This is a genomic window from Allobosea eneae, from assembly GCF_042657265.1.
In the GTDB taxonomy this organism is placed as follows: domain Bacteria; phylum Pseudomonadota; class Alphaproteobacteria; order Rhizobiales; family Beijerinckiaceae; genus Allobosea; species Allobosea eneae.
Genome location: NZ_JBHSLW010000076.1, coordinates 174,083 through 196,895, shown reverse-complemented (window position 1 = coordinate 196,895; position 22,813 = coordinate 174,083). Strand labels below are relative to the sequence as shown.

The window sequence follows — 22,813 nt, the reverse complement described above, 5'->3', positions numbered from 1 at the left end:
TTCGAAAGGTCGTCCGCGCCCGTGTTGATTTCTCGGGCGGCGATGCCGACCTCCGAAGCGGTCAGCTGGATGGTCGAGACCGTGGCGGAGAGACGGTCGATCGTCTCGTTGACGGCGTCCTTGAGCTCGGCGAAGCGGCCACGATAGGCGGTCGGCACCTGACGCGTGAGGTCGCCGGCGGCCAGAGCATTGAGAACCTCGACGAACTCGGTCGTCGCCGAATCGACCACGGCGTTGATCTCGTTGATGCCGGCGACCAGCTTCAGCATCTGCTCGTCCGCATCCTCGACCTGCAGCCGGGCCGAGAAATCTCCCGTAGCCGCTGCGGCAACGACCTCCCCGACATCCGACACGACCACCGCCATCGCATCAGCCGAGCGAATGCGTTCCGCCGCGGCTGAACGCTCCTGCTCCTGTAGCAATGCGACCTGTTCGGTGCTCTGACGGAGTACCGCCACGGCCCGCGCCATATCCCCGATTTCGTCCTGCCGCTTCGTATGCGGGACCGCGATGTCCGTCTCGCCCGCCGTCAGGCGACTCATGCTGCCGCTCAGGTCGAGCAGCGGCCGGGTGATCGAGCGTTGCGCGAACAAAATGGCGGCAGCGATCGAAGCCAGCAGCGCCCCGAGCAGCACCACGGGCAGGATCCACTGGATCTGGCGCGTGAATTCGGCCGCTTCGACCGACAGCCTGTTCCCGACCTCTTCGTTGCGCTTGCCGAAGGCGACGAGCTGGTCGTTCAACGCCTTGCGATTGGCGCGGTTCTGATCGTTGTTGCCCTGCTGGTTGGCAGCGGCGGTCGAGACCTCGCGGCCGAGCCGGATCGTCTCGCTACGGAAGGCGATGAAGTCCTCGACCGACTTCTGCAGCTTCAGCGCAGTCTCGCGCTCCGCCGCCGGGACAAGGGCGACCAGATCGGCGGCGAGCTTGCGCATCACCGGAAAGCGCGCCTCCTTTGGCTTGGCGAAGGCCTCAGCTTCCTTTGCATCCTTCGACATGTAGATCCCGCGGGAATCCATCACCACGGCGAAGACCTGCGTGTTGATCCGCTCGGTGACCAGAGCGATCTCGCCTTGGGTATCTGAGCGCGCGTTGAGATCGTTCGAGCGCGACAAGGCGTAGAGGCTCAGAGCCGCCGAGAGCACGGCACCGGCGACGATGATCCCCAGCATCGCCAGCACTTTGAAGCGGATCGATTTCATGTTCTTGCTCGTGCTTTTTTGCTCGGTCGAAGCGGAGACCGGCGCTTAATCGTTCGGCATGACCAGGCACCGAAGCCATGAGGCTTTAAAAGCTTTGCCGGTAACGGTTAAAGCGCCTTTAAACTGCTTACCCAAGCGTCAGCGCACTGCCACAAAGCATAGCAAAGGCTTTCCTTTTGCGCTCATTTTTAGGCCAATGCATGCAAAAGTAGCAGCTCACTCCGCCATGCGGTGCCAGCATGTCGCACTGTGGCATTCAAGCCACGCTCTGCGTCAGCCATCATTTCGCCACATCCTTTTCACCCCGGCGCCATGCGGGGCCGTGAAGTGGTAAGGGTCCGCCGACGGGAACTGCTTGGAACTTGTCGGCAATTCGCATGTTGTCGCTGCCAGCCGCCCACGAAGAGCCGAGTTATGTCCTCCCAGCCTGATGCCTCCGCCACCTGTTCCCGCCGCCGCTTCCTGACGATGGCTTCGGCCTTCGTGCCTGTCGGCCTGGCCGGCTGTGTCACCGGTCCGCAGCAGGCCTATGAAGTCAGGACGCCGGTTCACCAGAACGCCGCTTTCCTGTCGATGTATGACGAGCGGCCGGATGAGCGGCATCCGCTGCCGGCGACCGACATCGACGAGGTCGAGACGCGCTTCCTGCGCCAGGAGGTCAATTACCAGACGCCCGAGCGCCCCGGCACGATCGTGGTCGACACCTCGGCCCGCTATCTCTATCTCGTCCGCGAGAACGGCCGCGCCATCCGCTACGGCATCGGCGTCGGCAAGCAGGGCATGTCCTGGCGGGGCCGCGCCACCGTCGCCCGCAAGGCGGAATGGCCGCGCTGGACGCCGACCGCAGCGATGATCGCCCGCGAACCGGAGCGCAACGCGCGTTGGGCCGGCGGCATGGCGGGCGGGCTCGAGAACCCGCTCGGCGCGCGCGCCCTCTATCTCTACCAGGGCAACAGGGACACGCTCTATCGTATCCACGGCACGAGCGAGCCCTGGTCGATCGGCAAGGCCGTGTCCTCGGGCTGCATCCGCCTGTTCAACCAGGACATCATCGATCTGCACAGCCGCGTTCCGATCGGGACCCCCGTCGTCGTACTGAACCGCAACCCGATCGGCGAACCGGAGCTCGACGAGACCGACGCGCCGCTGCCGCCTGACGACTTCATCTGAGCGTGCATGGCCGGCTCAGCCGGCAGCTTTCGGAAAGGGCGGCTCGCAAGCCGCCCTTTTTTGTCGCCGCGGCGCCGTCACGCTTCCTTTGCCAGATCGGGCTACTCCCCCAGCCCCGGGCGGCTGCGATTTGCCTCGACGCGGTTTTGCGCTACGCCCTGCCGGTCGGCAGCCCGCCGACGAGACGATGAGACCGCCAGATGCGCGTGACGATGATCGGTTCAGGCTATGTCGGCCTGGTCTCCGGAGCTTGCTTCGCCGATTTCGGCCATGAGGTGACCTGCGTCGACACCGACGCCGGCAAGATCGCCGCCCTGAAGCGTGGCGAGATCCCGATCTACGAACCTGGCCTCGACGACCTCGTCGCGAACAATGTCCGCGCAGGACGGCTCTCCTTCACCACCGAGCTCGCCGGGCCGGTCGCGTCGGCGGACGCCGTCTTCATCGCGGTCGGCACGCCATCTCGCCGCGGCGACGGCCATGCCGACCTCTCCTATGTCCACCAGGCGGCGCGCGACGTCGTCGCGGCGATCGAAGGCTTCACCGTCGTCGTCACCAAGTCGACGGTGCCGGTCGGCACCGGCGACGAGGTCGAGCGGATCATGCGCGAAACCCGGCCCGATGCCGATTTCGCCGTGGTCTCCAATCCCGAGTTCCTGCGCGAAGGCGCGGCGATCGCCGACTTCAAGCGCCCGGACCGGATCGTGATCGGCACCGAGGACGATCGCGCCCGCAAGGTGATGGAGGACCTCTACCGGCCGCTCTATCTCAATGCCGCGCCGCTCCTGTTCACGGCGCGTCGCACTTCGGAACTGATCAAATACGCCGGTAACGCCTTCCTGGCGACCAAGATCACCTTCATCAACGAGATGGCGGATCTGTGCGAGCGTGTCGGCGCCAATGTCCAGGAGGTGGCGCGCGGCATCGGCCTCGACAACCGCATCGGCGGCAAGTTCCTGCATGCCGGGCCAGGCTATGGCGGCTCGTGCTTCCCGAAGGACACGCTCGCCCTGATCAAGACGGCGCAGGACATGGAGAGCCCGCTGCGCCTGGTCGAGACGGTGGTCGCGGTCAATGACCAGCGCAAGCGCGCCATGGCGCGCAAGGTCATCGCCGCCTGCGGCGGCTCGGTCAGGGGCAAGCGCATCGCCATCCTCGGCCTCGCCTTCAAGCCCAACACCGACGACATGCGCGAGGCGCCCTCGCTCTCGATCGTGACAGCGCTGCTCGATGCCGGCGCCGACATCGCCGCCTATGATCCCGAGGCGATGGCGAGCGCCAAGCCGCTTATGCCGGAAATCAGCTACGCACCCGACGCCTATTCCTGCCTGGAGGGCGCGGATGCGCTGGTGATCGTCACCGAATGGGACGCCTTCCGCGCGCTCGACCTCGGCCGCGTCAAGGCGGCGCTGCGCCATCCCGTCGTGGTCGATCTGCGCAACATCTATCGCTCCGGCGAGATGCGCGAGCGCGGCTTCACCTATGTCAATGTCGGCAACGCCTGAGATCAGCCCCCGGCGCGACAGAAAGGCGCCAGGCGCCGCCTTGATAGCGTCATAAGCCGTCACCACCTTTCGGGGCGACAGGGCGACCGCCTTGTCCAACATGAGAGGAGATGACGATGACGCCGCAGGAACGCGACGTGATCGCCGGGATTTTCGACCGCCTGCGCCAGGCGGCCAACCAGCCCCGCGACCCCGAGGCTGAACGTTTCATCGCTGACCGCCTGCGCGAGCAGCCCTATGCCGTCTATGCGATGGCGCAATCGATCTATGTCCAGGAGCAGGCTCTGGCCAATCAGCAGGCTCAGCTCGAGCAGGCTCAGGCCGAGATCGAGCAGCTGCGCCGCCAACCGCCCGCGCCAGCCCCGGCTCAGCCATCCGGCGGCTTCCTGTCGGGCATCTTCGGCGGCGGCGCGAGCCAGCCGGCCCGCTCCGGCTCGGTGCCGTCCTTCCCGCAGCGCGGCGGCGCCGCACCGCAACCGGCTTCGCCGCCTTGGGGCGGCCAGGCGGCAGCGCCTCAGCCGGGCATGGCGCCGCAGCAGGGCATGGGCGCCGCGCCTGGCCCTTGGCAGAATCAGGCGGCCCAGCCTCCTGCCCGCGGCGGCGGCTTCCTGGCGGGCGCACTGACGACCGCGGCCGGCGTCGCCGGCGGCATGGTCGCCGGCAACATGCTGATGAACGCCTTCAGCGGCAGCAAGAGCGGCTCCGAGGCCAAGCCGGCCGAGGCTGCGCAGGCTGCGGAGAACAAGGACGCGTCGCAGAACAACGATGCGGCCAAGGACACCCAGACGGCCGCCGACCAGCAGCCGGCGGCAGAGCCGCAGCAGGAGCCGAGCTATCAGGACGCCAATTACGACGATGGCAGCTATGATGACGGCTCGGGCGGCTTCGGTGGCGACGACGAGTGGGCCTGAGCCTGACGCCAGCCCTTGAAATGACGAGGCCCGCCTGGCGACAGGCGGGCCTTTTCTTTTTGAGCGTGTCCCGCTCGGCTCAGATCACCAAGACCCTCGCGCCGACGCGCACCCGCTCGTAGAGGTCGATCACGTCCTCGTTGTTCATGCGGATGCAGCCGGAGGAGACCGCCTGGCCGATCGTGTTCGGCTCGTTGGTGCCGTGGATGCGGTAGAGCGAGGAGCCGAGATAGAGGGCGCGCGCGCCCATCGGGTTCTCGGGACCGCCAGCCATGAAACGCGGCAGGTCGGGCCGGCGCTTCAGCATTTCGGCCGGCGGCGTCCAGCTCGGCCATTCGGCCTTGCGAGTGACCGCCTTCATGCCGGCCCATTCGAAACCGGGGCGGCCGACGCCGATGCCGTAGCGCAGGGCGCGACCGCCCGGCTGGACCAGGAAGAGGAAGCGCTGCGGCGTGTCGATGATGATCGTGCCGGGCTTATGCGGGCCGCTATAGGCGACTTCCTGCTTCTGGAAGCGCGGATCGAGGGTGCGCGCGATCGGCCGCTCGGCCGGGATCGGCTGGCCGAGCGCGGCGGAACGACGCTCGCGGCGCGGCTCCATCGGATCGCCCTGGATCGGAACCGGGGCCTCATAGTCGGAGAGGCGCCGCGTCTGCGGCTGCTGGCCATAGGCGCCACGCTGCGGCCGGTTGTAGACCGCCCCGCCGCGGCCATAGTCGGTCGGGTCCTGGCCGGTCATCAGCATCTCAATGAAGCCGCCGCCATACTGGCCGCGGCCGGCCGAATGCGTGACCATCGGGTCGGCGGGACGCCAATAGGTCTGGGCATTGGCTTGCGCCGACGCCTGCAGCAGGCCGCTGAACACGACAAAGGGAACGATATAGAGCGGACGCATGACGCAACTCTCTTTACGCAACAGGCTTGAAGCGTGAGGCGATGCGTTGAAATGAATGGTGAATCGTTGACTCTATGGGCCCCGGAAACGACTTAAACGCTCGAATTCCCCAGGTTAACCTTAGCGATCCGCAAGCAAACGCGGTAAACGTCGGGTTCATGCCCCCCGCTTGCGCATGGCGAGCCAGAGCCGCAGCAATGTCCGGCAGCGCGCCACGTCGAAGGCCAGCATCAGCCCACCATAGACGATGGCGCCGAGCGCGGCCTGCAGCAGCAATTCGGGCAAGGGCGAAAGGCGCCCGGAGAGCGGCCAGACGGCCGCCGCCATCACAGCAACCGCAACGATGATCAAGCCGATGTCGCGCAGCTTCGGCAGGACTGGCAAGATCCGCAGCGCCATCCAGCCAGTGATGACGAGAACGGTCAGGAAGCTGACGGTCTGGCCGAGCGCGAACCGTTCCGGCCCGGCCGCGACGGCGCCGAAGACGAGCGCGAGGTTGGCGGCGAGGCCGGCGCAGGCGGCGAAGGTCACCATGCCCGTGCGCTTGCCGAGCAGAAAGACGGGATAGAGCCCGCCGACGAAGATGGTCAGCGCGACGAAACCCGGCAGCAGCAGCAGCATGTAGGCGGCGAAACGGCCGTGGAACGCGACCGGCACCAGCAGCTTCTCGAAGGCCGGCAGCACCAGGAACAGGCCGGCGGCCACCGGGAGCGCCACCATCAGCACGATCACCAGGTTGTCGGCGATCCGCCTTTGCGCCGCGCGCCGGCCCTTGGTCTCGTCGAGCCGGAGCACCTCGCGCAGCATGACGATCTCGAGCGTTGCCGCGAGCGTGCCGAACAGGCGCAGGCCCATATCGGCCGCGAGCGAGAAATAGCCGGCCTCGGCGAAGCCATAGGCATCTGCGAGCAGCGAGCGGTTCAGCAGCGGAATCAGCGAATAGATCGCGTTGGCGCCGACCAGCGGCAGGGCATAGCGGGCGAAGTCGCGTGCGAGGTCGCGGCTGGCGGCCGACCAGGCAAGCGGCGCATCGGCGAGCGAGCGCCGGACGGCGAGCAGCGCCGCCATGATGCTGACGACGCCGCCGAACATCACGATCGTCGGATCGCGCGTCCACCAGGCGCCGCCGACCATCAGAAGCAGCGCGAGCACGTTCTTGACGATGACGAGGCGGGCATAGGCGGCATCGAGGAAGCGCGCCCGGGCGATCGCGCCGTGATAGTCGAACAGGCCCGCACAGATGCCGCCCAGCACCGAAGCCGCGACCAGCATGACCGGCAGCCCGAAATCGACGCCGGCGACCACGGCCGCGACGAGCAGGCCGGTGAGCGCGATGGTCATGCCCGCGCTCAGCACATCGAGGGTCGCCCTGATCCGCGGCTGTTCCTCGCGGCTCTTCTGCGAGTAGAAGCGGACGGCAGAGAGCCTGATCCAGTCGAGCAGCGCGGTGTTGAGCACGACGATGATCGCCGCGCCGATGGCGTAGCGGCCGAATTCGGCGGGGCCGAGGAAATAGGCGATGAGCAGCCCGAGGGCGAAGTTCAGCCCGGCATTGATCACGAAGGGCAGGAGAACGGTCATGACGCCATCGCGAAAGGCCCCGCCGGCTCGGCGCCAGCCGCGCATGACTGCGCTGATTCCGCCTAATCGCCAAATTCCGGATGTCCAAGCGGAAACAGGCACGGCCTCCCCGCCCGCCAGCACCAAAGACTGAACGAATGCCGAGCGATCCGCTGTTCTATCTCGTGGGCTGGACCATGACCTTGCTGATCGGCATCGGCAAGGGCGCGTTCGGCGGCGGGCTCGCCATTCTAGGCGTGCCGCTACTGGCGCTCGTCGTCGATCCGCTGCAGGCCGGGATCATGGTGGCGCTATTGGTCGCAGCGATGGACATCGTCGCTATCGGCAGCTTCGGCGTCTCGACCTGGTCGAAAAAGGACCTCATCTGGCTGATTCCCGGCCTGATCGTGGGCATTGCGATCGGCTACGCCGTCTTCCTCGTCGTCGATGCGCGCATCGTCACGCTGATCATCGGCCTCGTCACCCTCGCCTTCACGGCGCATTGGTTCCTGCGCGGCCGGACTGCCCCCGCCGGGAAGCTTCCGGCATCGCCGCCATTGGCCTTGCTGGCCGGCACAGCCTCGGGCTTCACCACCTTCGTCGCCCATGCCGGCGGACCGCCGGTCGCGATGTACCTGCTGGCGCGCGGACTTTCCAAGACCGCCTTCGTCGGCACGACGATCGCCTTCTTCATGCTCGGCAACCTGCTGAAGCTGCCGCCCTATCTGGCGCTCGGGCTGAAACAGCCGCAGGCACTCTGGGCCGCATTGGCGCTGCTGCCGGCCGCACCGGTCGGCGTCTGGATCGGGCGCTGGCTGCATGAACGGCTCGACCAGAAGCGGCTGTTCTTTGCCTGCTATCTGCTGCTCGCGGCCGCCGCGTTGAAGCTGACCGCGGACGCCGCGCTGGCATTGCTGCGGTAACGGCATGGCAGGAGCGCGAGCCGCCCATCTTTGCAGCAGCCCGCATTGGGCCTAAGCGGGTGGTCATGACCGCCCTGCCCGTCCTTCGCGACGCCACCGACGCTGATTCGGAGCCGCTCGCCAACCTGATCGCTGCAACCTTCGCCGAATATCCGAACTGCTTCTTCGAGTGGTCGGAATTCCCGGAGCTACGCCGCCCGGCCAGCCACTACGCCGAGAAAGGCGGCAGGCTCTGGGTCGCGGACGGGCCGGACGGGCGCATCGCCGGCTCGATCGCCGTCGTGCCGGTGCCCGACCAGAACGCGGTCGAGCTGTTCAAGGTCTATGCCGATCCGAGCCAGCGCGGCAGCGGGCTGGCGCAGGCGCTGTTCGCCCGGACGCTCGCCTTCGCCGAGGCCGGCGGCTACCGCGAGATGATGCTGTGGTCGGACAGCAAGTTCGCCCGCGGCCACCGCTTTTATGAGAAGCTCGGCTTCGTGCGCTGGCCCGGCGAGCGCTATCTCGCCGACGTCTCCTCAACCTGGGAATATCATTTCCGCAAGCCGCTCGCCCCGGCTCGGACATGAACCTCAACACGGCGCTGCGGGCGGTTCTCGGCATCGCGCTGCTCACCGCGATGGATGCGGTGATCAAGGCCCAGATGCAGCAGCATCCGTTCCTGCTGGCGCTGTTCATGCGCTTCGCCATGGGCGGCCTATGCGCTTTCGTGGTGCTGGTCGTCCTGCGTCCTGCCTTCCCCACACGCGCCAGCCTGATCGGCAATTCGGTGCGTGTGCCGGTGGTGATTTTGACCGCCGGCAGCTTTTTCTATTCGATTTCCGTGCTGCCGCTGGCCGAGGCGCTGACGCTCTCTTTCCTCGCGCCTGTCTTCGTCGCCCTGCTCGGCACGCTGGTCCTGAAGGAGCGGCTCGACGGGCGCATCCTGCAGGCGCTCGGCTTCGGCCTCGCCGGCATGCTGGTGATGGTCTGGCCGCGCTTGCAAGGGGGCGTCTCCGGCGCCGAGCTCGGCGTCGCCGCCGCGCTGTTCTCGGCGATCTCCTATGCCTTCAACCTGATCCTGCTGCGCAAGATCGCGGTGAAGGAGCACCCGGCGATCATCGTGCTGTTCCAGAATGCCGGGCCGGCGCTGTGCCTGGCCTGGCCGGCCTGGTACGTCTTCCAGCCGATGAGTGGTGGCGACCTCGCCACCTATCTCTCCGCCGGCGCGCTCGGCGTCGCCGGGCACCTCTCGCTGACCTCGGCCTTCGCCCGCGCGCCCGCCTCGCGGCTGGCGCCGATCGAATACACGGCGCTGGTCTGGGCGAGCCTGCTCGGCTGGTTCGTCTTCGGCGAGGCGCCGCTCTGGACCACCTATGCCGGCGCAGTGCTGATCGTCGCCGGGGCATTCGCGGTCAGCCGGCGCTGACTCCTGCCGCAAAATCGCCGACTTGGTCGGCTTCTGCACAGGGCAACACAAGGGAGCGATCGCCGCCCATGCCCGCCTTACGCTCTAACGGCAACTGATCCAAAGCATGCAGCGCACCGGCCCCGCTGCTCGCGCCCTTCGCGAACCCGGCCTCGCCACTGCGCTGTGCCTGCATCTCGCCTTGCTCGGCGCGCTGCTCGCCGCCCGGGCCTTCAGCGGTTTCGTTCCAATGACCGAGATGAACGTCGAGGTGGAGTTGGTCGGTCCTGAAGCGCTCACGCCTCCCGCGCCGCCATCAGTCCCGGCTCAGGCACCACCTGCTCCCCCAACTGCCGAGATCGCTTCCCCGCCACAGATGGCCCCTGCCACTCCTCTTCAGGACAAGCCGGCCACCCCACCCGCTCCGCCACCGACCGAACCGCCGGCGATGATCACGGCCCGGACGCTGCATTCCGAGAGCGTGCTGGCCAATCCGCGCAGCCGGGGAACGCGCGAGGCGCTGAAGACGCTCGAGGCAAGCGAGCGCGTCGAGCAGCTCTGCAATCTCGAAGCCATGAGCCAGATCCATGCCTGGAAGGCGGATTTCGAGCCGGACCGCGTCGTCGCCTTCGCCATGGCCGGCACGAAGCTGACGAAGGCCGTGCTGGAGGCCGAGGGCGCCGCCTTCCGCAGCCGCAAGCAATGGTACGGACTGCGCTTCCGCTGCGAGATGGCAGCGAACGGCAAGGTCGCCGGCTTCCAGTTCCGCGTCGGCGAGGCGATCCCGCGCAGCGAATGGGCGGCGCACGACCTGCCGCCCGAACATTAGCCCTGCTGCAACAGCCTCAGGCCGGCTTGCTGCAATAAGCCTCCAGCCGATAACCGTCGGGATCGACGACGAAGGCGGCGTAATAGTCGGGGCCGTAGGATTCGCGCAGGCCCGGCTTGCCGTTGTCGGCGCCACCCGCCGCCAACCCAGCCGCATGGAAGGCATCGACGCTCTGGCGCGTCGGCGCGACGAAGCAGAAATGCAGGTTGGAGTCACGGTCCGGCGGCACCGGCGCCGGGACTGCGCCGATCCAGAGGCCGACACCGTCCTTGCCGTAGCCGAGCGAGCTCTCGTCGGCACTGAGGCAGTCATAGCCGAGAGCGCCAAGCGCGGCATCATAGAAGCCCTTCGTGCGGGCGATCTCGCGAACGCCGATCGAGACATGATCGAACATGGCTTGCTTCCCTCCTGTCAGGCCTTGATACGTTTCGCCCGGAAATCGGCCTGGACCTGCCAGCTGGCGCCATCATCGCGCGAGCGATCGCCGATCCAGTGGAACGAGTCCGGGGTGATCTCAGTGAAGCGCCAGCGGATGGCCGTGCCGTCCTCGAGCCTGCCGTGCTGGATGATATCCCGGCCCTCGGCGCGACCGAGCTGGTGCGTGTAGTACTGCTTGACCGGGTCATTCCAGCGGATGTGCCAGGCGTCCTGGGCGGGGTCGTAGACGCGTAGCGTCGTGCCGTGGAAGAAGCCCGGCAGAATCCAGACGTCCTGCACGGCGCGGCCGCCGAGCACCCAGCCGAAATTAATGTGGCCCCTGACCTCACGGCGCTGGCCGTCGTCGGTATGCATCAGTGCATCCATGGTCCAAGCGCCGACGAATTGGCCGTAGAGGGCGAGCTTGTCGGCGTAGTCAGGCGCCGGCCCGGCGGCGATGAGGACGTCGGCCAGCGTCGATGGCGCTGCTGTCATGATCGGGCTCCGTCTGGATCAAGTTGGCGCCCAGCTAGACCCGGAGCCTCGGGCCGCGCTTGGGAAAAACTGCTAAACTCGCTGACATGACCGCCACCGCACATATCCTCGCATCAGGCCCCGGCTGGCGGGTCAGCGACATCGTCTGCACGGCCGGCCCGGACGACCGGGCCTTCGAGGAGGAGCACCCGCAGCACTGCATCGCCATCGTCCGCGGCGGCTCGTTCCGCTATCGCTCGACGCAAGGCAGCGCCGTGTTGGCGCCGGGCGCGCTGCTGCTCGGCAATCGCGGCGCCTGCTTCGAATGCGGCCATGAGCATGCGGCCGGCGACCGCTGCCTCGCCTTCCAGTTCGAGCCGGCCTGGCTCGAAGGCGTCGTCGCGGCGGTGCGGGGCGCCCGGCAGGCGGGTTTCGCGCGGGCGCACCTGCCGCCCCTGCCGGCGCTCGCCGGCCTCGTCGCGGAGGCGGAGGTCGCTGCCGGAGGACCCGAGAGGCTGGAGGAAATCGCGCTGCGCCTCGCCGGAGCGGTGGCAAGCATCCTGTCAGACGAGACGCGCAGGGTCGAGGCGCCGAGCGTGCGCGACCAGCGCCGGATCACATGGGCGTTGCGCCATATCGAGGCGCATTGCGAGGAGGCGCTCTCGCTCGATGAGTTGGCGCGGCAGGCGGCGATGAGCCCCTATCATTTCCTGCGCACGTTCCGTGCGCTGGTCGGGATCACGCCGCACCAATACGTGCTGCGCACGCGCCTGCACCGCGCGGCGCTGCTGTTGCGCCGGACCGACCAGCCGGTCGCCAACATCGCCTTCGATTGCGGCTTCGGCGACCTGTCGACCTTCAACCGCCGCTTCAAGCGGGTGATGGGTGCGAGCCCGAGCGACTATCGCTGCGCTTGAGCGGCGTCAGCGCTTCGCACCGAAGATCATGCAGGTCTCGGTGCCGTGCGCCAGCAGCTTGCCATGTGCATCGACCAGCCTGCCCTCGCTGGTCGCAACCGAGCCGCCGCGATGGATCAGCCTGCCCTCGCAGCGCACCGGGCCGTTGCCGGGCATGACCGGGCGGACATAGTTCAGTTTCATCTCCAGCGTGGTGTAGCCCTCGCCGACCCGCAGCGTCGAATGCACGGCGCAGGCCATGGCGGAATCGAGGATCGTCGCGGTCCAGCCGCCATGGATCGTGCCGAGCGGGTTGAAGAAGCGCGGCGAGGGCGTGCCGACGAAGACAACCCTACCCTCCTCGACTTCGGCGAGGTCGAAATCCATCGCGTCGGCGAAGGGCGGGCCGGGATGGCGTCCCTCGATCATCCCGAGCAGGAACGAGGCGCCGTCCTCCGCGAGCAGGACATCACGGCTGACGACACCCACCTGGCGGGACATGCGACGACTCCATCTCTAACGTGTAGATGCACGATAAGGATGGAGTTGGATGGCGGTCAAGCCAGCCGGTGCGAGATCAGCCGACTTCCCTGGCCGCCCGTCGGATCGTCCTGAGATTGTCGCGCGTCTCGCTCCAGCGCTCTTGGCCGAGCCCGCCCTCGATCCGCTCCTGCGCCGCGCGCCAATAGGGGATCGCCGCCTCGATCGCGGCGCGGCCCTTCTGCGTCACGGCATAGGTCAACGCCCGGCCCTTGCAGTCGACAGGCTCGATCAGCTTCTCGGCGGCGAGCAATTGCAGGTTGCGGGTCAGCGAGGTCCGCTCCAGCGCGAAGCGGTCGGCGAGTTCGGTGACCGAGCGCCAGGCGCCGGTCGAGAGCGCCGAGAGCAGCACGAACTGGGTGATCTTCAGGCCGCTCGGCCGCATCGCCTCATCATAGGCGCGGGTCACGGCGCGCGCCGTCATGCGGACATGCAGCACCACGCAGGAGCGGGCGATGTCGTCGAGGCGAAGTTCGGATACCGGCGTCGTCATCTCGCCACGATAGCCGGTTTAACGTTCGGCCGCAGCAGGCAGATGGGCGACCGCTGGTCGCGTTCACCTTTTGCGCAGCGGATTCCTTGACTCCTGCAGACCCCGGGCCTATCTCCGCGACGTCCGTTAGCACTCACTTGCTGAGACTGCTAACAGACCCCTTTCACGGGCCAGTCACGAGCCCGTCCAGAATACGATCGAGAGGAAGACAGAACCATGAAGTTCCGTCCGCTGCATGACCGCGTTGTGGTCCGTCGCCTTGATGGCGAAGAGAAGACCAAGGGTGGCATCATCATCCCCGACACCGCCAAGGAAAAGCCCCAGGAGGGCGAAGTCGTCGCCGTCGGCCCGGGCAACCGCGACGAGGACGGCAAGCTGATCAAGCTCGACGTCAAGGCCGGCGACCGCGTGCTCTTCGGCAAGTGGAGCGGCACCGAGGTCAAGATCGACGGCCAGGATCTCCTGATCATGAAGGAATCCGACATCATGGGCATCGTCGGCTGAGCAGCCTGACGCCCACCCGTCCGTAGAGTCAAATCAGGAGTAGTCTCATGGCTGCCAAAGAAGTCCGCTTTTCCACCGACGCCCGCGACAAGATGCTGCGCGGCGTGGACATCCTCGCCAACGCCGTGAAGGTCACGCTCGGTCCGAAGGGCCGCAACGTCGTGATCGAGAAGTCGTTCGGCGCCCCGCGCATCACCAAGGACGGCGTCACCGTCGCCAAGGAGATCGAGCTCGCCGACAAGTTCGAGAACATGGGCGCCCAGATGGTCCGCGAAGTCGCTTCGCGCCAGAACGACCATGCCGGCGACGGCACCACCACCGCCACCGTGCTCGCCCAGGCGATCGTCCGTGAAGGCGCCAAGTCGGTTGCGGCCGGCATGAACCCGATGGACCTGAAGCGCGGCATCGACCTCGCCGTCGAGGCCATCGTCGCCGACCTCAAGAAGAACTCCAAGAAGGTCACCTCGAACGCGGAAGTCGCGCAGGTCGGCACCATCTCGGCGAACGGCGACGAGTCGGTCGGCAAGATGATCTCGACCGCGATGCAGAAGGTCGGCAACGAGGGTGTCATCACCGTCGAGGAAGCCAAGACCGCCGAGACCGAGCTCGACGTCGTCGAGGGCATGCAGTTCGACCGTGGCTATCTCTCGCCCTACTTCATCACCAATGCCGAGAAGATGGTCGCCGAGCTCGAGGACCCCTACATCCTCATCTTCGAGAAGAAGCTGTCGTCGCTGCAGGCGATGCTGCCGATCCTCGAGGCCGTCGTGCAGACCGGCAAGCCGCTGCTGATCATCGCCGAGGACGTCGAGGGCGAGGCTCTGGCCACGCTCGTCGTCAACAAGCTCCGTGGCGGCCTGAAGGTCGCGGCCGTCAAGGCTCCGGGCTTCGGTGACCGCCGCAAGGCCATGCTCGAGGACATCTCGATCCTGACCGCCGGCCAGATGATCTCGGAAGACCTCGGCATCAAGCTCGAGACCGTGACGCTCAACATGCTCGGCCGCGCCAAGAAGGTGCGTATCGAGAAGGAGAACACCACGATCATCGACGGCGCCGGCAAGAAGAAGGACATCGAGGGCCGCGTCGCGCAGATCAAGGCGCAGATCGAGGAGACCACCTCGGACTACGACCGTGAGAAGCTCCAGGAGCGTCTGGCCAAGCTCGCCGGCGGCGTCGCGGTCATCCGCGTCGGCGGCGCGACCGAGGTCGAGGTCAAGGAGAAGAAGGACCGCGTTGACGATGCCCTGAACGCCACCCGCGCTGCGGTGGAAGAAGGCATCCTGCCGGGCGGCGGCGTCGCCCTGCTGCGCGCCCTGAACTCGGTCAAGTCGATCAAGACCCAGAACGACGACCAGAAGACCGGCGTCGAGATCGTCCGCAAGGCGATCGCCGCCCCGGCCCGCCAGATCGTCGACAACGCCGGCGATGACGGCGCGGTCGTGATCGGCAAGCTGCTGGAGTCGAAGGACTACGCCTGGGGCTACAACGCCCAGACCGGCGAGTACGGCGACCTGGTCAAGGCCGGCATCATCGACCCGACCAAGGTCGTGCGCACGGCGATCCAGGACGCGGCTTCGATCGCTGGCCTGCTGATCACCACAGAGGCGATGATCGCCGAGACGCCGAAGAAGGACGCCCCGATGCCCCCGATGGGCGGCGGCGGCATGGGCGGCATGGACTTCTGATCCAGCCCCACCCTTCGAAACTACGGAAGGCCCGGCGCAAGCCGGGCCTTTTTCGTCACACCACGCAACATCTTGGCCAGAGCCACTCGGACAATCTTGCCAGCTGTCGCAAGGTTCTCCCAACTATAGACACCGCACGACTATCCAGCTCCCCATGAGTCGGAACGGCCCCCGCCATCGCGCGCGACCACGAGGCCAAACCCACTGAGCGGGCGGAGCGGAGATCATTGATGGTTCGGCGATCTGTCGTGATTGGCGGCGTCTACGCCGCGATTGCGCTCCTGGCGGTGGCAGGGGCGCTGGCCAGTGGCTGGTACGCTTTCCGGGATACCCCGCCGACAACATTGTCGGTCGCGGTCGGTGGCAAGGGCGGCAATGTCGATCAGTTGTTGGGCGAGGTTCGCGATCTCGTCGCCAGCCAGTCGAAGACCATCCGCCTCGACATCGTCCATACAGACGGCTCGGCGACGAACGCGCGTCTGGTCGCCGAGGGCAAGGCTGCCCTAGCCTCTGTCCAGGCCGATATCATGACCGCCCCGAATGTCAGGGCAGTCGCGGTCGTGGCACGCGAGCACTTTCAGCTGATCACGCGCCGCTCGTCCGGCATCCGTAACTTGCGAGACCTGGTCGGCAAACGCCTCGCCCTTCCGCCGGAGGGCACGTCGGGAAATCAGAACTTCTTTGCCCTGGCGCAGCACCACGACCTGCCCTTGTCCGAGATCCAAGTAAGCGCAGGGCCGGTGAACGACAATTTCGCGGCTTTGGAGCGCGGCGACATCGAGGCGATCGCCTTTGTCCGGGCCTTGCGGGACCCTGCGACCGTCGACCTGATGCGACGCCTGCAGCAGCGTGGGGACAGCCTGTTCTTCGTGCCGGTCGAACAGGCCTCGGCGATCAGGCTGGTCAAGCCGTATGTCACCGAAAGCACGATCAGCCAGGGAACCTACCAGGGATTCCCGCCGGTCCCGGAGCAGGACACGCCGACACTGGCGATCGGGATCAATCTTGTCGCCAGCGCCAAGGTGCCGGACTCCGCCGTCGAGGAGCTAACGCGCATCCTGTTCGACGAGCAATTGCGGCTGGCCTTCCGCACGCCTCTCGCGGCGGGCATCGCGAGGCCGATGCAGAGCGGCCCGTCGCTGGCGATTCATGCCGGCGCAAAGGCCTATTACGACGGCGCCAGACCATTCCTGCTGGTGCGCTACCGCGACGAGATCACCTTCATGATCTCGATGCTGACGATCGCATATTCAGGCCTGATGATGCTGCGGCTGCAGATCCGCAATCGTCGCAAGGTCCGGGTCAGCGCCTATAACGACAAGCTGATCGAGATCGCCTCACGAGCCCAGGAAGCAGACGATCTTGCGACCCTTCACAAGTGCCGCGCCGACCTCAATCTGCTGATCCAGCGGGTGATGAAGGACTTCTCCGAGGAGCGGATCTCAGACCAGGGATTCCACGTTTTCTCGCTGAGCTGGGAGGCGGTTCGCGCCTCGATCGCCGAAGCGATCGGCGAAGCGCGTGCTTCCGAGCAGGTGGTCAAGCGGGCCGCAGCGTAAAGCGAGCCGGCTTTGCACAGGCAACTGATGGCTCGCGCTTGCGCCAACTCTGGTTGTAAGCCCTAAATCCGGCAGGTTGCGGCATCCTGCCGCGCTCTGCTTTCGGGGGTCCTTCAATGAACAACCCTGCCTTGGGCGATGCCGCCAAGCTGGTCGGCCGTATCCTGCTCGCCCTGATGTTCGTGCTCGGCGGCTGGTCCAAGATCAACGGCTATGCCGGCACGCAAGCCTACATGGCCTCCGCCGGCGTTCCGGGCATCCTGCTGCCGCTCGTCATCATCGTCGAGCTGATCGGCGGCCTGATGATCGTCGTCGGCTACAAGACCCGCCTCACGGCCCTCGCCTTGTTCGCCTTCACCATCGCCGCCTCGGTGCTGTTCCACATGAACTGGGCGCAGCCGATGCAGCAGCTGCTGTTCATGAAGAACCTCGCCGTCGCAGGCGGCTTCCTCATGCTGTTCGCGGCCGGCGCCGGCGCCTATTCGGTCGACAAGGATTGAGGCCCATCACAAAACGCTGAAAAAGCGCGGCCCGGCCTTGAGCCGGGCCTTTTTTGTGCGCAGGGCTGATCTACAACGCTCTCTCCTACGCAGCGCCTATCCGCGCTGATTCCCCGACAAGGACGACGCCATGCGCCTGTTGAGTTTCGCCGTCGCCGCGCTCGCCGTGATCGCGCTCGTGGTCAGCCAGCAAAGCGGCAGCGCCGGGATCCTCGGCCTCGGCGTGGTCGGCGTTTTGCTCGCCTTCGCGACCTTCCGGGCGACCACCATCCCGTTCTTCCTGAAGATCTTCTCCGGCATTTTCGGCACGGAGTACGTCCTCTTCGGCGCCGGGACGCTGATGGCCCAGATCGGGCTTTGGCCCACTGCCTGGCAGGCCGTCGCGCCGCCGGCGAGCCTCGCTACCACCGTCGCCGTCTTCGGCATCCTGATCTATCTGGTGTCCTTCGTGCCGGTGGTGCAGCGCATCGCCCGCATTGCTTCGCCCTATTTCGAATCCTCCGAACCGCAGATCGCCAATCTCGGGCCGTTCGGCCGCTACCGCATGCGGCTCGGCACCTTCGCTGTCGCGCTCGTCGTCTTCCTGATCGTGCTCAACCAGGCGCAGGTCGGCATCTCCCTGCGCATCAACTTCTTCTACCGCGACTTCAACAACGCCCTGCAGGAGAAGAACGCACCTGTCTTCTGGGAGCAGCTCGTCAACGTCTTCTGCGTCTGGGCGGCGATCTCGGTGATCAGCTACCTGATCGAGACGGTCGCGCAGTCCGTGCTGCTGATCCGCTGGCGCGAATGGATGGCGGCCGAGTACAACAGGCGCTGGCTCGGCAACGGCAACCATTACCGCATCTCGCTCGCCGGCACGGCCGACAACCCCGACCAGCGCATCTCGGAAGACACCCGCTCCTTCCTGAACCAGACCTACAGCTTCTCGCTGACGCTGATCACCCAAGTCTCGACGCTGGTGTCGTTCTCGATCGTTCTGTGGTCGATTCCGGTGGCGATCACCGTGCCCGGTACCGACATCGTCATCCCCGGCTTCATCTTCTGGGCGACGCTGGTCTATGCCGCACTCGCGACCTGGGTCACCCATCTGATCGGCAAGCCACTGATCGCGCTGGAATTCGAGCAGGAGCGGCGCGAGGCGAACTTCCGCTTCGCCCTCGCCCGCCTGCGCGAATATTCCGAGCAGATCGCGCTGATGCGCGGCGAAGGCGCCGAGCGGCGCCATCTCAGCGAGACCTTCGGCGGCATCGTCGACAACTTCTACCGGCTGCTCTGGCGCAAGCTGAAGCTGACGACCTTCACCCTGTCCTACAACCAGGCCAATGTCGTCATCCCTTACGTCCTGCTGGCGCCCTATTATTTCGGCGGCCAGATCGCCTTCGGCGTGCTGACTCAGGTCGCCTCGGCATTCGGCCGGGTCGAGACGGCGATGTCCTTCTTCATCAACAGCTACCAGTCGATCGCCTCCTATCTCGCCTCGATCAACCGCCTCACCACCTTCGAACAGGCCATTGCCAAGGCGGACGCGCAGGCTGCCGGCGGCGAAGGCGCGGCGATCGACATCACCGAGAAGCCGGTCAAGGACGCCACGATCGAGACGCTCGCGCTCAACCTGCCGAACGGGCAGCCAATCGTGCAGGCGTCGGACCTCGCTTTGCCTGCCGGGCGCGCGACACTGATGATCGGCCCTTCCGGTTCGGGCAAATCGACCTTGTTCCGCGCGCTCGCCGGCATCTGGCCGTTCGGCGAGGGCAAGGTTGCGACGCCGCAGGGACAGCGCATGTTGGTGCTGCCGCAGCGGCCCTATCTGCCGCAGGGCTCACTACGCGCCGCGCTCGCTTATCCGTCGGAGCCCGACGTCTTCAGCGACGCCGAGATTCACGCGGCGATGGAGAAGGTCAAGCTCGGCCATCTCACCGGCCGGCTCGACGAGGTCGATCTCTGGGGGCAGCGCCTCTCCGGCGGCGAGCAGCAGCGCCTCGCGGTCGCGCGGGCCCTGCTGGCAAAGCCCGACTGGCTCTTCCTCGACGAGGCCACCGCCTCGCTCGACGAGAAGCTCGAAGGCGAAATCTACGAGGTGATCCGGCGCGAGCTGCCACAGGCCAGCATCGTCTCGATCGGCCATCGCTCGACGCTGCGCGCCATGCATGACGAGTTGATCGCGATGGAGAAGAATGCCGACGGCACCTTCAGCCCGAGGGCGAAGTCAATGGCCGAGGCGGGGTAGGAAGATCAGACAGGCGGGTAACGCTCAGCCGTCATTCCGGGGCGGGCCAAGGGCCCGAGCCCGGAACCCAGAACCGATGCCCGATCGGAGAACTAACCGTCGGCTCTCGCGCCCTTGCCACCACCGACGTCGGTTCTGGATTCCGGGTTCGCCGCTGGGCGGCGCCCCGGAATGACGCCGAAGCGTCCGTCAAATGCCGCGGTCGAAGCGGATCTCGCCGGAACCGGTCTTGAGGACGAGGCGGCCTTCGACCAGGTCCCATTGCCGGGCCGTGCGCAGCGCCATCAGATAGCTGCGTTCGAAATCCGAGGCGCCTTTGTCGCAGGCCATCTTGGTCACCGCGATGGGGCCGACTGCGAAAGCCTGCTGGCGCAGCGGATAGGCCGAGGCCGAGAAAGTGTTGCAGCCACCGAAGCCGGTGCCGCGAAGATTTGAATCGACCTTCAGCGTGGCGCGATAGCCGGTGACCGGCTTGCCGTTCATCTGCCTGATCGTCCAGGAGGCGTCGAACGGGAAGTTCTTCTCCTGCTGCCGTGGCGGCGGAGCCTCCCCACCGGGCTGCTCGCTGCGAGAAGGCATCTGCTGGCGGCGCTGGGCGAGCGCATCGCTCACCAGCATGGGCGACACCGAGAGAACGAGAGCGGCCAGGAGGCCAAGGCGCGACTGCGTATTCAACTGGTCCAGACCCCGATTGGAAAGAGCGCGACGGCCCGTAGGAGAACCCGACACTTCCCACTGCACCGATCGCGGTGGCAAGCGCAAGTCTCGATCGCACCGCTTTTGGTACGACTTGCACTGAAATCGCCTCACCCGGGTGACTTACCCGGACATTGCGTCGGGAATCCGGCGCGTCAGATGCGCGCGAGCAGCCGCTCGATCAGCGGGTTGGACCGGCGGAAGACATAATCGAGCGTGCGCACGGTGATGTCGTCGGCACCGGCCTTGCCCAGCTCCTCGACCAGCGGGAACACCGCCTTGCGCGGGCAATGCAGCGTGACGACACCGTCGCTGCCGGCCGCGCCGAAGGGCAGGCGCGCGCCGAGCCGATGCGCGATCTCGCCCAGCCGCTGCGGCGAGACGGCGTTAAGCACGGCGCGGACCTCACGCAGCGAACGCGCCTCCTCCTCGGCGGCGATGCGCGAGAGGATGGCAGCGGCGGCATCGCGCGCCTGCTTGCCCCAGGGCGCGCGCACGGACGCGACGAGATTGGCTTCCGAGGCCAGGATCACGCCGTCGTCGAGCACTTTCAGCGCATTCGCCGAGAGCGTCGCGCCGGTGGTGGTGATGTCGACGACGATCTCGGCGGTACCTGCAGCCGGGGCGCCCTCGGTCGCGCCCAGGCTCTCGACGATGCGGTAATCGGCGAGGCCGTGATTGGCGAAAAAGCGGCGGGTCAGGTTCACATACTTCGTGGCGACGCGCAGTTTACGGCCGGTGCGGGCGCGCATGGTCGCGGCGACGTCGTCGAGATCGGCCATGGTGCGGACATCGATCCAGGCCTGCGGCACGGCGACGACGACATTGGCCTGGCCGAAGCCCAGCGGCGCCAGCATGACCATGCTGGCATCGGCATCGGCGACCTGCTCGCGCACGAGGTCCTCGCCGGTGATGCCGAGATGAGCGGAGCCGGACGAAAGCTGCGCGACGATCTCGGAGGCCGAGAGATAGGCGACCTCGGCCCCGCCGAGCCCGGCGATCTGGCCGCGGTACTCGCGCTGGCCGCGTGCCTGAACGAAGGAGAGGCCGGCGCGGCCGAAGAAGGCGGTGGCGTTCTCCTGCAGCCGGCCCTTGGAGGGCACTGCGAGAACCAGCGGCGCGTCGTTGGTCATCTTGTCCGTCCCGCTCATGCCTTGCCTCCCGCGAGACGATCGAGCCAGAGCGAGGCGCCGACGGCCGGCACCGGCGCGGGCGCGCCGAGGCGCTGCAGCACGCCGTCATAGCGGCCACCGCCGGCGATCGGCTTCAGATCCGGCCGGGCCGGATCGTGCAACTCGAAGATGAAGCCGGTGTAGTAGTCGAGATTGCGGGCGAAGCCGGCCGAGAAGGAGATGCTGCCGACATCGACGCCGCGCGCGGCGAGGAAGCCGGTGCGCTCGTCGAAGGCGTCGAGCGCGGCGGAGAGGTCGAGCGCGGCCTCGCCCGCGAGCTTGCGCAGGGCGGCGGAGGCGCCGTCCGGATCGCCGCCGATCGCCAGCGCATGCGCGATCACGCCGCTCGCCTCGCCATTGACCGGATTGTCGCGCTCGGCGGCGCGCGCCAGGAAGCGCTCGGCGATGTCGCCGGCCGAGCGGCCGCCGACGGTCGAGATGCCGGCGATCGAAAGCACATCCTCGACGAAAGCGCGCGCCGCCTTGGGGTCCTGCCCCTCAAGGGCCTTGAGCAGGCCGGCATGGGCATGCTCGACCTCGTTCACAGGCGGCTCGAGCGCGGCGACGGCGTCGGCGCCCTTGCCCTGCGCCACAGCGCGCATCAGCCTGCGGCGGGCGGCCTGCGGCACGCCGAGCCGATCGAGCAGCGCGGTCAACAGCGCGACATCGCCCATCAACAGGCGCGGCCGGCTCAGCCCGAGCGCGGCGGCGGCTTCGACGGTCAGCGCCATGATCTCGGCATCGGCGGCAGCGAAATCCGTGCGACCAAAAGATTCGAGGCCGGCCTGGGCGAACTCGCTCGGCTCGTTGGCGCCGCGCATGCGGAAGACCGGGCCGGCATAGGCATAGGACGCCGGCTCGCCGGCATGAGCGGCGATATGCGCCAGCGCGACGGGGATGGTGTATTCCGGCCGCAGGCACCATTCGCGCCCGTCATCGTCCTGCGTCAGGAAGATGCGGCGGCGGATATCCTCGCCGGAGAGGTCGAGGAAGGGCTCGACGGGCTGCAGGATCGCCGGCTCGGCGCGCCTGTAGCCCTCGCGCTCGAACGGCGCGATCACGGTCTCGAGCTTTGAGCGCATGGCCGGCACTTTACAAAAACCCTGTTGCGGCGCCGTCCTAGCAGGGACGCCCGCGATTTTCGACGGTTTTTAGGGAATTGGGTGAACGGGAATCTGGAGGGACAAGTCATTCTCGGGCGGAGCGAAGCGCAGACCCGAGAATCTCAGGCCGGAAAGGGCTCCCGCCACGTAGTGAAAAGCAGCCCG

The 22,813-nt window shown here is 66.9% G+C and carries 23 protein-coding genes; 13 read left to right on the top strand and 10 right to left on the bottom strand.

The genetic code is table 11. The features are described from left to right. Nucleotides 1–1,202: HAMP domain-containing protein (locus ACFPOB_RS28610; protein ID WP_377801655.1), on the bottom strand; the 1,202-nt coding region annotated here is incomplete at its 3' end. A gap of 468 nt (nt 1,203–1,670) precedes the next feature. On the opposite strand from ACFPOB_RS28610, the gene ACFPOB_RS28605 reads away from it, so the two are divergent. The 3 genes from ACFPOB_RS28605 to ACFPOB_RS28595 all read left to right on the top strand — a co-directional run bounded on the left by ACFPOB_RS28605 (nt 1,671) and on the right by ACFPOB_RS28595 (nt 4,788). Beyond that, complete coding sequence (locus ACFPOB_RS28605; protein WP_092163354.1) at nt 1,671–2,372, top strand: L,D-transpeptidase; 702 nt, start codon at nt 1,671–1,673, stop codon at nt 2,370–2,372. A 200-nt stretch (nt 2,373–2,572) separates the two neighbouring features. Continuing rightward, the gene (locus ACFPOB_RS28600) at nt 2,573–3,877 is read left to right on the top strand and encodes a UDP-glucose dehydrogenase family protein (RefSeq protein ID WP_377801654.1); all 1,305 of its coding nucleotides are present in this window, start codon (nt 2,573–2,575) and stop codon (nt 3,875–3,877) included. A 116-nt stretch (nt 3,878–3,993) separates the two neighbouring features. Continuing rightward, a complete protein-coding gene (locus tag ACFPOB_RS28595) occupies nt 3,994–4,788 on the top strand; it encodes a DUF2076 domain-containing protein (protein WP_377801653.1) in 795 nt (264 codons plus the stop codon). Nucleotides 4,789–4,867: 79 nt separating this feature from the next. On the opposite strand, the gene ACFPOB_RS28590 is transcribed toward ACFPOB_RS28595, so the two are convergent. Beyond that, nucleotides 4,868–5,683 (bottom strand): L,D-transpeptidase, encoded by an 816-nt coding sequence (locus tag ACFPOB_RS28590; protein WP_377801652.1) that lies wholly within the window; start codon nt 5,681–5,683, stop codon nt 4,868–4,870. A gap of 156 nt (nt 5,684–5,839) precedes the next feature. Then, the gene (locus ACFPOB_RS28585) at nt 5,840–7,264 is read right to left on the bottom strand and encodes a lipopolysaccharide biosynthesis protein (protein ID WP_377801651.1); all 1,425 of its coding nucleotides are present in this window, start codon (nt 7,262–7,264) and stop codon (nt 5,840–5,842) included. A gap of 137 nt (nt 7,265–7,401) precedes the next feature. On the opposite strand from ACFPOB_RS28585, the gene ACFPOB_RS28580 reads away from it, so the two are divergent. From ACFPOB_RS28580 to ACFPOB_RS28565, 4 genes are all read left to right on the top strand, one after another. Continuing rightward, the gene (locus tag ACFPOB_RS28580) at nt 7,402–8,166 is read left to right on the top strand and encodes a sulfite exporter TauE/SafE family protein (protein WP_377801650.1); all 765 of its coding nucleotides are present in this window, start codon (nt 7,402–7,404) and stop codon (nt 8,164–8,166) included. 65 nt (nt 8,167–8,231) lie between these two features. Then, nucleotides 8,232–8,732: a GNAT family N-acetyltransferase gene (locus ACFPOB_RS28575; protein WP_377801649.1), complete on the top strand. Its 501-nt coding sequence runs from the start codon at nt 8,232–8,234 to the stop codon at nt 8,730–8,732. Next, complete coding sequence (locus ACFPOB_RS28570; protein ID WP_377801648.1) at nt 8,729–9,571, top strand: DMT family transporter; 843 nt, start codon at nt 8,729–8,731, stop codon at nt 9,569–9,571. The genes ACFPOB_RS28575 and ACFPOB_RS28570 overlap by 4 nt, the downstream gene beginning before the upstream one ends. Before the next feature lie 106 nt (nt 9,572–9,677). Continuing rightward, nucleotides 9,678–10,379: a DUF930 domain-containing protein gene (locus ACFPOB_RS28565; RefSeq protein WP_377801647.1), complete on the top strand. Its 702-nt coding sequence runs from the start codon at nt 9,678–9,680 to the stop codon at nt 10,377–10,379. Nucleotides 10,380–10,395: 16 nt separating this feature from the next. Here the strand turns inward: ACFPOB_RS28565 and ACFPOB_RS28560 are convergent, their stop codons facing one another. Both ACFPOB_RS28560 and ACFPOB_RS28555 read right to left on the bottom strand, forming a co-directional pair. Next, complete coding sequence (locus ACFPOB_RS28560; protein ID WP_377801646.1) at nt 10,396–10,773, bottom strand: VOC family protein; 378 nt, start codon at nt 10,771–10,773, stop codon at nt 10,396–10,398. Nucleotides 10,774–10,790: 17 nt separating this feature from the next. Further along, nucleotides 10,791–11,291: a hypothetical protein gene (locus ACFPOB_RS28555; protein ID WP_377801645.1), complete on the bottom strand. Its 501-nt coding sequence runs from the start codon at nt 11,289–11,291 to the stop codon at nt 10,791–10,793. A gap of 86 nt (nt 11,292–11,377) precedes the next feature. Between ACFPOB_RS28555 and ACFPOB_RS28550 the strand changes: the two genes are divergently transcribed. Beyond that, on the top strand, nt 11,378–12,187 hold the full coding sequence (locus ACFPOB_RS28550) for a helix-turn-helix transcriptional regulator (protein ID WP_377801644.1): 810 nt from the start codon (nt 11,378–11,380) through the stop codon (nt 12,185–12,187). A gap of 6 nt (nt 12,188–12,193) precedes the next feature. Here the strand turns inward: ACFPOB_RS28550 and ACFPOB_RS28545 are convergent, their stop codons facing one another. Together ACFPOB_RS28545 and ACFPOB_RS28540 are read right to left on the bottom strand one after the other, a co-directional pair. Continuing rightward, on the bottom strand, nt 12,194–12,667 hold the full coding sequence (locus ACFPOB_RS28545; RefSeq protein WP_377801643.1) for a PaaI family thioesterase: 474 nt from the start codon (nt 12,665–12,667) through the stop codon (nt 12,194–12,196). Nucleotides 12,668–12,743: 76 nt separating this feature from the next. Next, entirely contained in the window at nt 12,744–13,199 is a 456-nt protein-coding gene (locus tag ACFPOB_RS28540; protein WP_377801642.1) for a MarR family winged helix-turn-helix transcriptional regulator, read from the bottom strand. A 216-nt stretch (nt 13,200–13,415) separates the two neighbouring features. Here ACFPOB_RS28540 and groES point away from each other — a divergent pair, with 216 nt between their 5' ends. From groES to ACFPOB_RS28515, 5 genes are all read left to right on the top strand, one after another. Further along, complete coding sequence (gene groES / locus ACFPOB_RS28535; RefSeq protein WP_377801641.1) at nt 13,416–13,703, top strand: co-chaperone GroES; 288 nt, start codon at nt 13,416–13,418, stop codon at nt 13,701–13,703. Nucleotides 13,704–13,750: 47 nt separating this feature from the next. Further along, on the top strand, nt 13,751–15,388 hold the full coding sequence (gene groL / locus ACFPOB_RS28530; RefSeq protein ID WP_377801640.1) for a chaperonin GroEL: 1,638 nt from the start codon (nt 13,751–13,753) through the stop codon (nt 15,386–15,388). Between the two features lie 230 nt (nt 15,389–15,618). Continuing rightward, nucleotides 15,619–16,947 carry a TAXI family TRAP transporter solute-binding subunit gene (locus ACFPOB_RS28525; RefSeq protein WP_377801639.1) on the top strand — a complete coding sequence of 443 codons (1,329 nt, stop codon included), beginning with the start codon at nt 15,619–15,621 and terminating at the stop codon, nt 16,945–16,947. 116 nt (nt 16,948–17,063) lie between these two features. Then, the gene (locus tag ACFPOB_RS28520) at nt 17,064–17,447 is read left to right on the top strand and encodes a DoxX family protein (RefSeq protein ID WP_377801638.1); all 384 of its coding nucleotides are present in this window, start codon (nt 17,064–17,066) and stop codon (nt 17,445–17,447) included. Between the two features lie 130 nt (nt 17,448–17,577). After that, nucleotides 17,578–19,677, top strand: a complete 2,100-nt coding sequence (locus tag ACFPOB_RS28515; RefSeq protein ID WP_377801637.1) for an ABC transporter ATP-binding protein/permease — start codon at nt 17,578–17,580, stop codon at nt 19,675–19,677. Nucleotides 19,678–19,866: 189 nt separating this feature from the next. On the opposite strand, the gene ACFPOB_RS28510 is transcribed toward ACFPOB_RS28515, so the two are convergent. The 3 genes from ACFPOB_RS28510 to ACFPOB_RS28500 form a co-directional block, all read right to left on the bottom strand. Further along, nucleotides 19,867–20,295, bottom strand: coding sequence for an META domain-containing protein (locus tag ACFPOB_RS28510; RefSeq protein ID WP_377801636.1), 429 nt, complete (start codon nt 20,293–20,295; stop codon nt 19,867–19,869). A gap of 233 nt (nt 20,296–20,528) precedes the next feature. After that, entirely contained in the window at nt 20,529–21,524 is a 996-nt protein-coding gene (gene hisG / locus ACFPOB_RS28505; RefSeq protein ID WP_377801635.1) for an ATP phosphoribosyltransferase, read from the bottom strand. Next, on the bottom strand, nt 21,521–22,627 hold the full coding sequence (locus ACFPOB_RS28500; protein ID WP_377801634.1) for an ATP phosphoribosyltransferase regulatory subunit: 1,107 nt from the start codon (nt 22,625–22,627) through the stop codon (nt 21,521–21,523). Before ACFPOB_RS28500 ends, hisG begins: the two co-directional genes overlap by 4 nt. Nucleotides 22,628–22,813: the final 186 nt, after the last annotated feature.